Source organism: Shinella sp. Sh6 (genome assembly GCF_055392685.1).
The window spans coordinates 3,610,001-3,623,054 of the sequence record NZ_AP044005.1; the positions used below are offsets into that span (position 1 = coordinate 3,610,001).

Genomic DNA, 13,054 nt, shown 5'->3' on the forward strand with positions numbered 1-13,054 from the left:
AGTGAAATAGAACCTGAAACCGGATGCCTACAAGCAGTCGGAGGGCGCAAGCCTGACGGCGTACCTTTTGTATAATGGGTCAACGACTTAGTGTAACGAGCAAGCTTAAGCCGATAGGTGTAGGCGCAGCGAAAGCGAGTCTGAACAGGGCGTTCAGTTCGTTGCATTAGACCCGAAACCGAGTGATCTAGCCATGAGCAGGTTGAAGGTTGGGTAACACCAACTGGAGGACCGAACCCGCATCTGTTGCAATAGATTGGGATGACTTGTGGCTAGGGGTGAAAGGCCAATCAAACTCGGAGATAGCTGGTTCTCCGCGAAATCTATTTAGGTAGAGCGTCGAGCGAATACCCACGGGGGTAGAGCACTGGATGGGCTATGGGGACTCACCGTCTTACTGATCCTAACCAAACTCCGAATACCGTGGAGTACTACTCGGCAGACACACGGCGGGTGCTAACGTCCGTCGTGAAAAGGGCAACAACCCTGACCTCCAGCTAAGGTCCCCAAGTCATGGCTAAGTGGGAAAGGATGTGAGGATCCCAAAACAACCAGGATGTTGGCTTAGAAGCAGCCATCATTTAAAGAAAGCGTAACAGCTCACTGGTCTAAATAAGGGTCTTTGCGCCGAAAATGTAACGGGGCTGAAGCCATGCACCGAAGCTGAGGATGTATCGCAAGATACGTGGTAGCGGAGCGTTCCGTAAGCCTGCGAAGGAGGACCCGTGAGGGCCTCTGGAGGTATCGGAAGTGCGAATGTTGACATGAGTAACGATAAAGGGGGTGAGAGACCCCCTCGCCGAAAGACCAAGGGTTCCTGCTTAAAGTTAATCTGAGCAGGGTTAGCCGGCCCCTAAGACGAGGCGGACACGCGTAGTCGATGGGAACCACGTTAATATTCGTGGGCCTGGTGGTAGTGACGGATTGCGTAACTTGTACATTCTTATTGGATTGGGTGTGCAGGGAAGCGGTTCCAGGAAATAGCTCCACCGTATAGACCGTACCCGAAACCGACACAGGTGGTCAGGTAGAGTATACCAAGGCGCTTGAGAGAACTGCGTTGAAGGAACTCGGCAAATTGCACGCGTAACTTCGGAAGAAGCGTGACCCCATTGTACGCAAGTATGGTGGGGTGGCACAGACCAGGGGGTAGCGACTGTTTATCAAAAACACAGGGCTCTGCGAAGTCGCAAGACGACGTATAGGGTCTGACGCCTGCCCGGTGCTGGAAGGTTAAGAGGAGAGGTGCAAGCTTTGAATCGAAGCCCCAGTAAACGGCGGCCGTAACTATAACGGTCCTAAGGTAGCGAAATTCCTTGTCGGGTAAGTTCCGACCTGCACGAATGGCGTAACGACTTCCCCGCTGTCTCCAACGCAGACTCAGTGAAATTGAATTCCCCGTGAAGATGCGGGGTTCCTGCGGTCAGACGGAAAGACCCCGTGCACCTTTACTATAGCTTTACACTGGCATTCGTGTCGGCATGTGTAGGATAGGTGGTAGGCTTTGAAGCAGGGACGCCAGTTCCTGTGGAGCCATCCTTGAAATACCACCCTTATCGTCATGGATGTCTAACCGCGGCCCGTCATCCGGGTCCGGGACAGTGTATGGTGGGTAGTTTGACTGGGGCGGTCGCCTCCGAAAGAGTAACGGAGGCGCGCGATGGTGGGCTCAGAGCGGTCGGAAATCGCTCGTCGAGTGCAATGGCATAAGCCCGCCTGACTGCGAGACTGACAAGTCGAGCAGAGACGAAAGTCGGTCATAGTGATCCGGTGGTCCCGCGTGGAAGGGCCATCGCTCAACGGATAAAAGGTACGCCGGGGATAACAGGCTGATGACCCCCAAGAGTCCATATCGACGGGGTTGTTTGGCACCTCGATGTCGGCTCATCGCATCCTGGGGCTGGAGCAGGTCCCAAGGGTTTGGCTGTTCGCCAATTAAAGCGGTACGTGAGCTGGGTTCAGAACGTCGTGAGACAGTTCGGTCCCTATCTGCCGTGGGTGTAGGAATATTGACAGGATCTGTCCCTAGTACGAGAGGACCGGGATGGACATATCTCTGGTGGACCTGTTGTCGTGCCAACGGCATAGCAGGGTAGCTATATATGGAAGGGATAACCGCTGAAGGCATCTAAGCGGGAAACCCACCTGAAAACGAGTATTCCCTTGAGAGCCGTGGAAGACGACCACGTTGATAGGACGGGTGTGGAAGTGCAGCAATGCATGAAGCTTACCGTTACTAATCGCTCGATTGGCTTGATCGTTCTCATTGTTCATGCTCATCCAACAAACTCGATGAGCCATCTCTTCCGTGCGCTTGCGGCCCCCCGGCCGAAGGCGCAGCCCGAAGAAAAAGACGTGTTCACAAAAGACAAACGAGGAAGAAACCCTTCCTCTACCAGCTTCTCGAAAGATTGCCCTTAGCCGACCTGGTGGTCATGGCGGGGTGGCCGCACCCGTTCCCATTCCGAACACGGCCGTGAAACGCCCCAGCGCCAATGGTACTTCGTCTCAAGACGCGGGAGAGTAGGTCGCTGCCAGGTCTGCTAAAGGCAATCAAAATCTTCTCAACCACAAAACCACCCATAACGCGGGGTGGAGCAGCCCGGTAGCTCGTCAGGCTCATAACCTGAAGGCCGCAGGTTCAAATCCTGCCCCCGCAACCAACATTCACAACAAGCCCCGCAGCCAAACAGCCGCGGGGCTTGCTGCGTTCCGGGCGCCGGAAACAAAGCCTCGACTCTCCATCAGTTCATCGACAATCACCTCCGCCCGTTTCGGCTCTCCAAAGCGCCGGGGCGCTGCATGCGAATTGTCGAAAGTCAAGTTAGGGCCGCTAATTTAGGGTTTAGCGTTAACTGTTCCTAAAGCGTTCGGCCTGCACTTAGTCATACTATAAGGAGATCATCATGCTGCTTGGCCGACTGCTTCTCACCGCCGCCAGTGCTCTCGCGCTCTCGGGCGCCGTTGCTGCGGCCGAACCTGCGAAACCCGATATCCAGAAGCTCGTCACGCCCGAGGTCATCAAGCAGATGCGGACGTGGATCGAGAGCGACATCGTCCGCATCTCGATCGCCACCCAGAACAAGCGGCTGTCGAAGCTCGACCAGGCGACGATCGACACGCTCGACAAGCAATGGGTCAAGGAGCGCGAGAGCGAGGACAAGCCGCTGATCGCCGCGACGCTCTCCAATCCGCTCTCCATCTATCTTTCGCGCATGCAGGGACGCTCGCTCGGCCTTTATGCCGAGATCTTCATCATGGACCAGAACGGCCTCAATGTCGGGCAGAGCTCGATCACCAGCGACTTCTGGCAGGGCGACGAAGCCAAGTTCCAGAAGACCTATGACGTCGCCCCCGACGCCGTCTTCATCGACGAGCCCGAGTTCGACGACGAGATGAAGGTCTGGCGCGGGCAGGTGAACTTCACCGTGACCGACACGGACGGCAAGTCCATCGGCGCGGCGACGGTCGAACTCAACCTGACGGAACTCGCCCGGCGCGCCGAAACCGGCGCGTGAGCGCCCGCCCGGCCTGGAACAACCGAATCCCTCGCAAGGCCGCGGTATGGCGCAGAGGGTGTCGAGGAGCATAGACATGTCCCTGTTGAACAATATCTCCGTCAGCCTGAAGGGCTTTGCCGCCTTCGCGACGCTCACGATCATCGCGACGGCCGCCTGCGGCCTGATCTACATGCGCTCGACGACGGCCACGCATCTGGTCGAGGCCAATCTCGCCATCGGCGCCCTGATCGACGATACGGGCCATCTGTCGGATGCCGTCTCGGAAGCCGATCTCGCCTACAAGAACTTTCTTCTGACCGGCAACCGCGACTTCGTCTCGCTCTACGAAAGCGAAAGCGCCAAGATCGACACCAAGGCGAGCGAGCTTGCGGCGGAATTCGCCAAGACGGCGCCGGACCAGGCGGCCGCGCTCAAGGAGACGGCGGCCATCGCCGCGGCCTGGCGCGACGAGTTCGTCAACCGCCAGATCGTCCTGATGCGCGACCCGATGACGGTCGAGCTTGCCCGCGCCATCGAAGCCACCGGCGAGGGCACCACCCGCGTCGGCGAATTCAACGGCAAGCTGACGACACTGATCGGCAGCCTGCAGAAGCGGGCCGACGTCGCCTCGGCGGACCAGCAGGCCGCGCTCTCCTCGGTCGAGACGATCAGCCTGATCGTGCCCATCCTCGTCGCGGTCGTCGCGGTCGTGCTCGGCATCCTCAACCATCTTTATGCCGCCCGCCCGCTGATGCTGCTCGCCGGCACGATGCAGCGCCTTGCGGAAGGCGATCTCGACGTGCCGACCGTCTATGTCGGCACCGACGAGATCGGCCGCATCGCTGCAACGACGGAGGTCTTCAAGGAATCGGCGCTTGCCAACCGCCGCCTCGAGGCCGAGGCCGACGAGAACCGCCGCCGCGCCGAGGCCGACCGCCTCGCCGCCCAGGACCGCGCCGAGACGGAAGCCGCCGAGCGGCTGCGGATCGCGACGTCGGGCCTTGCGGACGGCCTGCAGCGGCTCGCCTCCGGCGACCTCTCCTTCCAACTCGACGAGGCTTTCGCAGCGGATTTCGAGACGTTGCGCCACGACTTCAACCGTTCGGTCGCCCAGCTCGGCTCGACGCTCTCGGCCATCGCCGGCAGCATCTCCGCCATGGAATCGGGCACCCGCGAGATCGCGGCCGGCGCCGATGACCTGTCGCGCCGCACCGAACAGCAGGCCGCCTCGCTCGAGGAGACTGCGGCCGCCGTCGAGGAGATCACGTCCAACGTGGTCAATTCCACCAAGCGGACGGAAGAGGCCCGCGAGGTCGCAAGCCGCGCCAACGTATCGGCAACGGAATCCTCCGAGGTCGTCTCCAGGGCCGAGGACGCGATGCGCAAGATCGAGGAGAGCGCGCAGCAGATCTCCAACATCATCGGCGTGATCGACGAGATTGCCTTCCAGACGAACCTCCTGGCGCTGAATGCCGGCGTGGAAGCGGCGCGTGCCGGGGAAGCCGGCAAGGGCTTTGCCGTCGTCGCGCAGGAAGTGCGCGAGCTTGCCCAGCGCTCGGCGAACGCCGCCAAGGAGATCAAGCAGCTCATCCAGAATTCGACGAACCAGGTCTCCGGCGGCGTCGAGCTCGTGCGGCAGGCCGGCGGCGCGCTGCGGACGATCGGCGGCTTCATCGCCGAGATGAACACGCACATGGATGCGATCGTCATCTCGGCGAAGGAACAGTCGACGGGCCTTTCCGAAGTCAACCAGGCGGTCAACGCCATGGACCAGACGACGCAGCAGAACGCGGCGATGGTCGAGGAATCCAACGCGGCCTCCGCGACCCTCGCCAACGAGGCGGCAAAGCTCCGCGAGCTCGTCGCCCAGTTCCGCCTCGGCAACGAAACGGCCCCGGCCGCGGCGCTCCGCCAGGTGGCGCGCAGCATGGCCCAGCCCACGCGCCAGACGGCCGTCCGCATGGCGTCGGCGGGCAATGCCGCGGTCGCGCAGGAATGGACCGAGTTCTGAGAGAACGAAGCCCGGCGGAACGGCCGGGCTTCTTTTCATTCTTTTCGGCTCTCCGCGGGGATCACGCCGCGTTGAGCTTCTTCTCGCAGCGCAGCAGCATGCCGTAGAGGTCGCGCGGCTCGTCGGGGTCGGCGAGAAGGTCGAGCTCGGTGAACATGCCGTGCTCGGCAATCTTCTCCCGCACATAGCGGAGCGCGGAGAAATCCTCGATGGCGAAGCCCACGCTGTCGAAGAGCGTGATCTGGTCCGCGCTCCTGCGGCCCTCGGCCTCACCGGTCATGACCTGCCAGAGTTCGATGACGGGATGCTCGGCCGGCAGCTGCTGGATCTCGCCCTCGATGCGCGTCTGCGGCGGATATTCGACGAAGATGTCCGAGCGCAGCAGGATGTCCCTGCTGAGTTCGGTCTTGCCGGGGCAGTCGCCGCCGACCGCGTTGATGTGGACGCCGGGACCGACATGATTGTCCGAGAGGATCGTCGCATACTGCTTGTCGGCCGTGACCGTGGTGATGATATCGGCGCCCTCGACGGCCTCTTCCACAGAAGCGCATTCCGCGATGGCGAAGCCAAGGCCGGCAAGGTTGCGGGCGCATTTCCCGATGGCCGATGCGTCGATGTCGTAGAGGCGGAGCCTGTCGATCCCGAGCAGCGAGCGGAAGGCGCGGGCCTGGAACTCGCTCTGCGCGCCGTTGCCGATGATGGCCATGGTGCGGGCATTCGGCCGCGCCAGGAATTTCGCCGCGACGGCGGAGGTCGCGGCAGTGCGCAGCGCCGTCAGGATCGTCATCTCGGTAAGCAGCATCGGATAGCCGTTGCCGACATCCGACAGGACGCCGAAGGCCGTCACGGTCTGGCGGCCGTCGCGCGTGTTCTTCGGATGGCCGTTCACATATTTGAAGCCGTAGAGCGTGCCGTCGCTGGTCGGCATCAGTTCGATGACGCCTTCCTTGGAGTGGGAGGCGACGCGCGGGGTCTTGTCGAAGACCGGCCAGCGGCGGAAGTCCTCCTCGATGGTCGCCGCCAGTTCCGTCAGGAACCGATCGATGCCGACCTTGAGGACCAGCTTCATCATATGGTCCACGCTGACGAAGGGAACCACGTTCAGTTTCGCATCAGTGTTCATTTTGCCTCCAACAAGAGAACAGCCGCATTCAGCCGGCGAGCGTCGGGCGATCCATCACCCGCTTGCCCATCAGGCTGGAAACGAGATCGACGAGGAGCTTGGCGGTCTTGCCGCGCTCGTCGAGGAACGGATTCAGCTCGACGATGTCGAGGCTCGTCACGAGACCGCTGTCATGCAGCATTTCCATGATCAGGTGCGCCTCGCGGAAGGTCGCGCCCCCCGGCACCGTTGTGCCGACGGCCGGCGCGATGTCCGGTTCAAGGAAGTCGACGTCGAAGCTCACATGCAGGAGGCCGCCGGCGGCCCGGACCCGCTCGATGAAATTGCGCACGAGGACGCCGACGCCGTGCTCGTCGATGACGCGCATGTCGTGCACCGTGATGCCGGTCCTGCCGATCGCGGCCCGCTCGGCGGGATCGACGCTGCGGATGCCGATCATGCAGACATTCTCCGCCGGAACGGGATTGGCGAGCGGCGGGAAATAGCCGTCGAAGCCGGGCTGGCCGGTATAATAGGCGACCGGCGTGCCGTGCAGGTTGCCGCTGACCGTCGTTTCCAGGCTGTGGAAGTCGGTATGGGCATCCAGCCAGAGCACGAAGAGCGGCCGGCCGCGCTCGGCGGCCCGGCGGGCAAGGCCCGCCACGGTGCCAGCGGAGATCGCATGGTCGCCGCCGAGGAAGATCGGCATGCCGGCTTTGCTGTGTTCGTAGGCGGCGGCCGAAAGGGCCTCGATCCAGGCGACCGTCTCGCCGAGATGGTGCACCGCCGCGTTCGGATGGGCCATTTCCTCGAAGGCGCGGGGGCTGATATTGCCCGTGTCCTTCACCTCGTGCCCGAGTTCCTCCAGCGCCGTGCGAAGGCCGGCGATGCGAAGGGCGCTCGGGCCCATCTCGCAGCCGAGCTGTCCCGCACCGATTTGCAAGGGGGCGCCGATCAGCGTGCATTCCATGGTTCACTCCCATCCGGTTTTCCCAAGCGTAGAAGCGCGGAGCGGCAGATTGAATATTGAATTTTGGCATCCCGGAATGGCATATTGACCATAATGGGAAGTCAGGGAGCCATTTTGGCATGGACGAGCTCGACCGGAAGATCGTCACCCTCCTGCGCGGCAACGGTCGCAGGAGCGTTTCGGACCTTGCACTGGAAACCGGCGCCTCGCGTGCCACCGTCAGGGCGCGCATCGAGCGGATGGAGCAGGACGGCACCATCGTCGGCTATACGGTGATGCTGCGCGCCGATGCGCTCGAGGATGTCGTGCGCGGGGTGATGACGATCGAGATCGAGGGCCACGTCACCGACCGCGTCATCCGCACGCTCGGCGGATTCCCGGAGATCTCGCAGATCCACACGACGAATGGCCGCTGGGATCTTTTGGTGGAGCTCAGCGCCGCGAGCCTTGCCGAATTCGACGCGGTCCTGCGCAAGATCCGCCTCGTGCCCGGCATCACCGGCAGCGAGACCAGCATCCTCCTGTCGACGCCGCGCTCGACGAAGGCCAAGCTCTAGGCGGGCGGCGCCGGTGCTTTTCAGCGGATGAAGATCAGCGCCATGCCGACGATGACGAGGGCGGCGCCGGCCCAGGCGCCGCCGGCGGGCCGCTCGCCGGTCTTCAGCCACAGCATCGGCAGGATCATGGCCGGCGAGGTGGCCGAAAGGGTCGAGACGATGCCGACCTTTCCGCCGGAAAGCGCAAAGAGCAGCAGCGTCATGCCGATGGCAAGGGCGAGGACGCCGGTGAGCGCGGTCACCGCCGCGACCTTGAGCGTCAGCGGGCCCTTCGGCTTCACGGACGGGATCGGCAACTGGATGAGGATGCTGAGGCAACCGGCGGCAATGCCGACGCGCAGCATCGAGGCGAGGAAGGGATCGATGCCGCCGGCCATGACCGGGCGGGCGACGATGGAGCCGACGGCCTGGCTGGTCGCCGCGCCGATGCCGAAGAGGACGCCGACCCAGAGCGGGCCCTTGATCGCTTCCCATTGATGCATCTGCGCGCGGCGCTTGCCGAACACGATGGCGAGGAACACGCCGACGGCGGTGAGCGCAATCCCCGCCACCGCGACGGCCGACAGGGTTTCGCCGAGCGCCACCCAGCCGAGCACGGCGGCAATCGGCGCGTTGAGGGCGAAGAGGATGCCGGAGCGGCGCGGGCCGAGCCGGTTGAGGCACGCAAAGAGCAGCGTATCGCCGATGAAGATGCCGATGAGGCCGGAGAGCAGCAGCGGGCCGGCGCTCGCCATGTCGAGGTCGCGCCATGCGCCGGTGAAGAGCACGTAGAGCGCCAGAAGGCCCGTGACGAAGACCTGGCGCGTCCGGCTGAAGGCAAGCGCGCCGAGATGGCCTGCCGGGCCTGCCGAGATCAGCCCCGTCATGGCCCAGCAGGTCGCGGCGCCCAGCGCGGCAAGTTCGTGGATTGGCATCGGTTTCCGATCGGCAACGCGGTTCGGCAGGCAGTCCTGCGACGAACCGTTAAAGCGCGTCGGGGCGGCTTTCGTCCAGCCTTCTTTCCGTCCGTCAACAATGGGGCTGTCATCCGGCTTCAAAAAAGATCCCGTGCCTCCTCGATCCAGGGCATCATGAAACGCATCAAGGCGAAGGGCATTCCGGTCATCGTCTACGAGCCGGACTATCCGAAGGCGGAGTTCTTCCGCTCCGAGGTCGTGCGCGATCTCTCCGCCTTCAAGCGGCGCGCCAATATCATCCTTACCAACCGCGCGGCGCCGGAGCTGGGGGACGTCCGGGAGAAGGTCTATACGCGCGACGTCTTCGGGACGGATTGAGTCCCGGTCCCCGATTGGCTATGAAACGGCATGTCTCTTCAATCCGTCCGCACCTTCTTCACCGAAAACGCTCCCGATATCGCCGTCCTCGTCACCGAGCAGAGCTCGGCGACGGTCGCGCTTGCGGCCGAGGCGCACGGGGTGGCGCCGGAGCAGATCGCCAAGACGATCTGCCTGCGCGTCGGCGAGGAGATCGTGCTGCTGGTCGCCGCCGGCACGGCGCGGCTCAGCAACCGCAAATTCAAGGATCGGTTCGCTGCAAAGCCGCGCATGCTCGATGCCGAGCAGGTGCTGGCCGTGACGTCCCATCCGGTCGGCGGGGTCTGCCCCTTCGGCCTGCCGTCGCCGTTGCCGGTCTATTGCGACGTCTCGCTTCAGGCGTTCGAGGAGGTCGTGCCCGCGGCCGGGGCGACGAACGCGGCGGTCCGGCTTCCCCCGCAGCGCCTTGCCGCGCTCGTTGCCGGCGAATGGGTCGACGTCTGCGAATAGGCCCGCGCTCGCCCGGTCCGCCATGAAAGAGTTTCGCGAAAATTCGGGGAAATCCCCGGCTGGCGCGGGCGCGGCGGAAAAAGCAATATGACGGAACTGTGATCGTCAGTGGCCCGCTTGCGCGGACCGCTGCGCACGGGCGCGGAAGAACCGCGGACGGGCTGCTGGAGGAGCACAAGGCCCGTAACTATCGCACGGCGGCGCCGGAGGCGTCCGCCAGGGGGAGAAAACATGTTTGAACGGCTTTTCAAGCTGAGTGAGCACGGCACGTCGGTACGCACCGAAGTGATCGCGGGTCTGACGACCTTCCTCACGATGTCCTATATCATCTTCGTCAACCCGGACATCCTGTCGACGACGGGCATGGACCGGGACGCCGTCTTCGTCGCGACCTGTCTTGCCGCGGCGCTCGGCTCCATGGTCATGGGCCTGGTGGCCAACTGGCCGATCGGCATGGCGCCCGGCATGGGCCTCAACGCCTTCTTCGCCTTCACGGTCGTCGCCGCCCTCGGCTTCACCTGGCAGCAGGCGCTCGGCGCGGTCTTCATCTCCGGCACGATCTTCGTCATCCTGACGGTGACGGGCGTGCGCTCCTGGCTGATCGCGGGCATTCCGCATTCGCTGCGCAGCGCTATTGCCGCCGGTATCGGCCTCTTCCTCGGCATTATCGCCCTGAAGAGCTCCGGCATCGTCGTCGACAACCCGGCAACGCTCGTCGGCCTCGGCGATCTCAAGCAGACCGGCCCGCTGCTGGCGATCCTCGGCTTCTTCATCATCGCCGTGCTCGACGCCATGCGCGTCAAGGGCTCGATCCTCATCGGCATCCTCGTCGTCACGGTGCTCTCCTGGGTCCTCGGCGTCAGCGAGTTCCGCGGCATCGTCTCGGCCCCGCCGTCGATCCTGCCAACCTTCCTGCAGCTCGACCTCGTCGGCGCCCTGCACGGCGGCCTGCTGCACGTCATCCTCGTCTTCGTGCTCGTCGAAGTCTTCGACGCCACGGGCACCCTGATCGGCGTCGCCAAGCGCGCCGGCCTCATCCAGGAAGGCAAGCAGAGCCGCCTCGGCCGCGCGCTTCTCGCCGACAGCGCGGCAATCGTCGCCGGTTCGCTGATGGGCACCAGCAGCACCACGGCCTATGTCGAAAGCGCCTCTGGCGTCCAGGCGGGCGGCCGCACGGGCCTCACGGCCTTCACCGTCGCCGTCCTGTTCCTCGCCGCGCTCTTCATCTCGCCGCTCGCCGCCTCGGTGCCGAGCTATGCGACGGCGCCGGCCCTGCTCTATGTCGCCGGCCTGATGATGCGCGAGCTGACGGAAGTCGAGTGGGAAGACCTGACGGAAGCGGCACCCGCCGCGCTCACCGCGCTCGCCATGCCCTTCACCTACTCCATCGCCAACGGCCTTGCCTTCGGCTTCATCACCTATGTCGTCATGAAGCTCTTCACCGGCAAGTGGAAGGACATCCATCCGGCAACGGCGCTGGTGGCAGCCCTCTTCGTCATCCGCTTCGCCTTCTTCGCGGAATAGGAAGACAACCAGCCGACAAGGAAAGGGCCGCGCCTCAGGCGCGGCCCTTTTCGTTTGCCGGGTAACAAAAAGCCGGCCCGTGGAGGCGGGCCGGCAAAATCCGCTGTCCCGGTGGCGGATCAGCGGATCAGGAAGCTTTCCGAATAGAAGTGCTCTTCCAGGTTCACACCCTCCCCGCCGCGGTCGACCACGGCGAAATCCGACACCGCGTCGAGCGGCGTCAGGATGCCGTGCCAGACGTTGCGGGCGATATTGACGCCCTGGCCGGGCGCGGTGCGGAAGGCGATCGGCTCGGAAGGACCGCTCTCCGTCTCCTCGGCGACGACGACGAGGAAGGTGCTGTCGCCGAGCGGAATGAAGGCCTGGCTGCCGAGCGGATGGCGTTCCACCATGTTCAGCTCCAGCGGCAGCGGATAGGGCTCGCCGCGCAGGAGGCTGATCATCGGCCGGGCCTTCTCGCCGGTCGTCTCGATATAGGCAAGGTCGTGGTAGCGTGTGCATTTTCCCGCATTGATCGGGAAATTCACCGCGCCCTCCTGCTCGATGACCTGGCCGAAGGGCGCGAAGGCCTCCCGGGTCAGGGGCTTGATCTCGATTGTCTTCATGTCTTTCCTCCCTCGGCCAGCCGGCCAAAAACACGCAGACGGCTGATGCCGCCGTCCGGATGGATGTTCAGGCGGACATGCGTCACCGCATCCGCCCTTTTCACGAGATGGCCGTCGAACGTGTGGATACGGTCGGCGGCCAGTTTCTGCTCGGGCAGAATCTCCTGCCAGAACATCGACGCGGCGGTGACAAGGGTGGGGAGGTCCCCTGTCGTGCCCGTCAGGTCGGCGGCCTGCACGGAGCAGGCATCCGGGTAGTTGCCCTTGAAATGGGCGGTATCGACGACGATGCTTTCCACCGTCGCCCGTGCGGCAAGCTTCACCACGATCCATTCGTGGCCCGGCTCGCGGCGGCGGCTGGTCTCCCAGCCGTCGCCCATATTGATGCCGCGGCCGGGGGCGAGCAAGCGCTGGTGGCCGTAATGTCCGTTCGAAAGCGCGATCACTTGCCCGCCGCTGAGCGCGGAGGCAAGGTCGAAGGCTTCGTTCTCGCTGCCCTTCCGGTCGAGCGCGGGCACGCCGTAGACGCGCAGCCGCGCCACCCCGCCATCGGGAAAGATCCGCAGCCGCACATGGCTGTAGAGCCCGTCCGCGGCGCAGTCGAAGAAATGCTGGGCGCTCGGGCCGAGCGGGCTCGGCGACAGCAGCTCCGTCCAGACGGTCGCGTCGTTTGGCCCGTCCGGCGCATGGCAGCCCTCGATGGCGCAGGCCGTCGGGTAATTGCCGGTGAAGAAGGCCGTGTCCACGTCGAAGCCGCGGATATGGCCCGCTGTCGCGAGCGCAACGACTGCATGATCGTGGCCGGGGCCGCGCCGGCGGCGCGTTTCCCAGCCGTCCATCCATTTGCCGTGCTCGTCGTAGCGTCCGGGATGGAAGACGGCGGGCTCGTCCGCCAGCATGCGCGACAGCGGCCCGAAGAACTCGTCCGTCGCAAAAAGGCCCCTTGCCCCGAGGCTCGCCGCGGCAAGGTTGATCGTTCCGCGCGCGAAGGCGGGCAGCGCACCGGCCGACATGGCGCCGTC

11 protein-coding genes, 1 tRNA gene and 2 rRNA genes (1 of these 14 only partly in view) are annotated in these 13,054 nt (G+C 63.9%); 9 read left to right on the plus strand and 5 right to left on the minus strand.

Features of this window, described 5'->3' with window-relative positions; genetic code table 11:
- From ACZ5TO_RS17225 to ACZ5TO_RS17245, 5 genes are all read left to right on the plus strand, one after another.
- A 23S ribosomal RNA gene (locus tag ACZ5TO_RS17225) occupies positions 1 to 2,261 on the plus strand (it extends 535 nt beyond the left edge of the window).
- Between the two features lie 164 nt (positions 2,262 to 2,425).
- Positions 2,426 to 2,540: ribosomal RNA gene (gene rrf, locus ACZ5TO_RS17230) — 5S ribosomal RNA — on the plus strand.
- A gap of 46 nt (positions 2,541 to 2,586) precedes the next feature.
- Positions 2,587 to 2,663: transfer RNA gene (locus ACZ5TO_RS17235), tRNA-Met, on the plus strand.
- Positions 2,664 to 2,906: 243 nt separating this feature from the next.
- Positions 2,907 to 3,518 (plus strand): hypothetical protein, encoded by a 612-nt coding sequence (locus tag ACZ5TO_RS17240; RefSeq protein ID WP_464798959.1) that lies wholly within the window; start codon positions 2,907 to 2,909, stop codon positions 3,516 to 3,518.
- An 82-nt stretch (positions 3,519 to 3,600) separates the two neighbouring features.
- Positions 3,601 to 5,511, plus strand: a complete 1,911-nt coding sequence (locus tag ACZ5TO_RS17245) for a methyl-accepting chemotaxis protein (protein ID WP_464800415.1) — start codon at positions 3,601 to 3,603, stop codon at positions 5,509 to 5,511.
- A 61-nt stretch (positions 5,512 to 5,572) separates the two neighbouring features.
- On the opposite strand, the gene ACZ5TO_RS17250 is transcribed toward ACZ5TO_RS17245, so the two are convergent.
- Both ACZ5TO_RS17250 and rocF read right to left on the minus strand, forming a co-directional pair.
- Positions 5,573 to 6,634 (minus strand): ornithine cyclodeaminase, encoded by a 1,062-nt coding sequence (locus tag ACZ5TO_RS17250; protein WP_464798960.1) that lies wholly within the window; start codon positions 6,632 to 6,634, stop codon positions 5,573 to 5,575.
- A 28-nt stretch (positions 6,635 to 6,662) separates the two neighbouring features.
- A complete protein-coding gene (gene rocF, locus ACZ5TO_RS17255; protein WP_464798961.1) occupies positions 6,663 to 7,583 on the minus strand; it encodes an arginase in 921 nt (306 codons plus the stop codon).
- A gap of 119 nt (positions 7,584 to 7,702) precedes the next feature.
- Here rocF and ACZ5TO_RS17260 point away from each other — a divergent pair, with 119 nt between their 5' ends.
- Complete coding sequence (locus ACZ5TO_RS17260; protein WP_464798962.1) at positions 7,703 to 8,140, plus strand: Lrp/AsnC family transcriptional regulator; 438 nt, start codon at positions 7,703 to 7,705, stop codon at positions 8,138 to 8,140.
- A 20-nt stretch (positions 8,141 to 8,160) separates the two neighbouring features.
- On the opposite strand, the gene ACZ5TO_RS17265 is transcribed toward ACZ5TO_RS17260, so the two are convergent.
- Positions 8,161 to 9,054: a DMT family transporter gene (locus tag ACZ5TO_RS17265; protein ID WP_464798963.1), complete on the minus strand. Its 894-nt coding sequence runs from the start codon at positions 9,052 to 9,054 to the stop codon at positions 8,161 to 8,163.
- A 156-nt stretch (positions 9,055 to 9,210) separates the two neighbouring features.
- Between ACZ5TO_RS17265 and ACZ5TO_RS17270 the strand changes: the two genes are divergently transcribed.
- The 3 genes from ACZ5TO_RS17270 to ACZ5TO_RS17280 all read left to right on the plus strand — a co-directional run bounded on the left by ACZ5TO_RS17270 (position 9,211) and on the right by ACZ5TO_RS17280 (position 11,427).
- A complete protein-coding gene (locus ACZ5TO_RS17270; protein ID WP_464798964.1) occupies positions 9,211 to 9,414 on the plus strand; it encodes a hypothetical protein in 204 nt (67 codons plus the stop codon).
- Between the two features lie 30 nt (positions 9,415 to 9,444).
- Positions 9,445 to 9,903: a YbaK/EbsC family protein gene (locus ACZ5TO_RS17275; RefSeq protein ID WP_464798965.1), complete on the plus strand. Its 459-nt coding sequence runs from the start codon at positions 9,445 to 9,447 to the stop codon at positions 9,901 to 9,903.
- A 231-nt stretch (positions 9,904 to 10,134) separates the two neighbouring features.
- Positions 10,135 to 11,427 (plus strand): NCS2 family permease, encoded by a 1,293-nt coding sequence (locus ACZ5TO_RS17280; protein WP_464798966.1) that lies wholly within the window; start codon positions 10,135 to 10,137, stop codon positions 11,425 to 11,427.
- A 119-nt stretch (positions 11,428 to 11,546) separates the two neighbouring features.
- On the opposite strand, the gene ACZ5TO_RS17285 is transcribed toward ACZ5TO_RS17280, so the two are convergent.
- Both ACZ5TO_RS17285 and alc read right to left on the minus strand, forming a co-directional pair.
- The gene (locus tag ACZ5TO_RS17285) at positions 11,547 to 12,032 is read right to left on the minus strand and encodes an ureidoglycolate lyase (RefSeq protein WP_464798967.1); all 486 of its coding nucleotides are present in this window, start codon (positions 12,030 to 12,032) and stop codon (positions 11,547 to 11,549) included.
- On the minus strand, positions 12,029 to 13,045 hold the full coding sequence (alc, locus tag ACZ5TO_RS17290; RefSeq protein ID WP_464798968.1) for an allantoicase: 1,017 nt from the start codon (positions 13,043 to 13,045) through the stop codon (positions 12,029 to 12,031). Before alc ends, ACZ5TO_RS17285 begins: the two co-directional genes overlap by 4 nt.
- Positions 13,046 to 13,054 lie beyond the last annotated feature (9 nt).

Bases quoted from the DNA above. Each gene is read 5' to 3' on its own strand.
- ACZ5TO_RS17265 (WP_464798963.1), bottom strand. From the start codon at position 9,054: ATGCCAATCCACGAACTTGCCGCGCTGGGCGCCGCGACCTGCTGGGCC.
- ACZ5TO_RS17240 (WP_464798959.1), top strand. From the start codon at position 2,907: ATGCTGCTTGGCCGACTGCTTCTCACCGCCGCCAGTGCTCTCGCGCTC.
- rocF (WP_464798961.1), bottom strand. From the start codon at position 7,583: ATGGAATGCACGCTGATCGGCGCCCCCTTGCAAATCGGTGCGGGACAG.
- ACZ5TO_RS17275 (WP_464798965.1), top strand. From the start codon at position 9,445: ATGTCTCTTCAATCCGTCCGCACCTTCTTCACCGAAAACGCTCCCGAT.
- ACZ5TO_RS17260 (WP_464798962.1), top strand. From the start codon at position 7,703: ATGGACGAGCTCGACCGGAAGATCGTCACCCTCCTGCGCGGCAACGGT.
- ACZ5TO_RS17250 (WP_464798960.1), bottom strand. From the start codon at position 6,634: ATGAACACTGATGCGAAACTGAACGTGGTTCCCTTCGTCAGCGTGGAC.
- ACZ5TO_RS17270 (WP_464798964.1), top strand. From the start codon at position 9,211: ATGAAACGCATCAAGGCGAAGGGCATTCCGGTCATCGTCTACGAGCCG.
- ACZ5TO_RS17285 (WP_464798967.1), bottom strand. From the start codon at position 12,032: ATGAAGACAATCGAGATCAAGCCCCTGACCCGGGAGGCCTTCGCGCCC.
- alc (WP_464798968.1), bottom strand. From the start codon at position 13,045: ATGTCGGCCGGTGCGCTGCCCGCCTTCGCGCGCGGAACGATCAACCTT.
- ACZ5TO_RS17280 (WP_464798966.1), top strand. From the start codon at position 10,135: ATGTTTGAACGGCTTTTCAAGCTGAGTGAGCACGGCACGTCGGTACGC.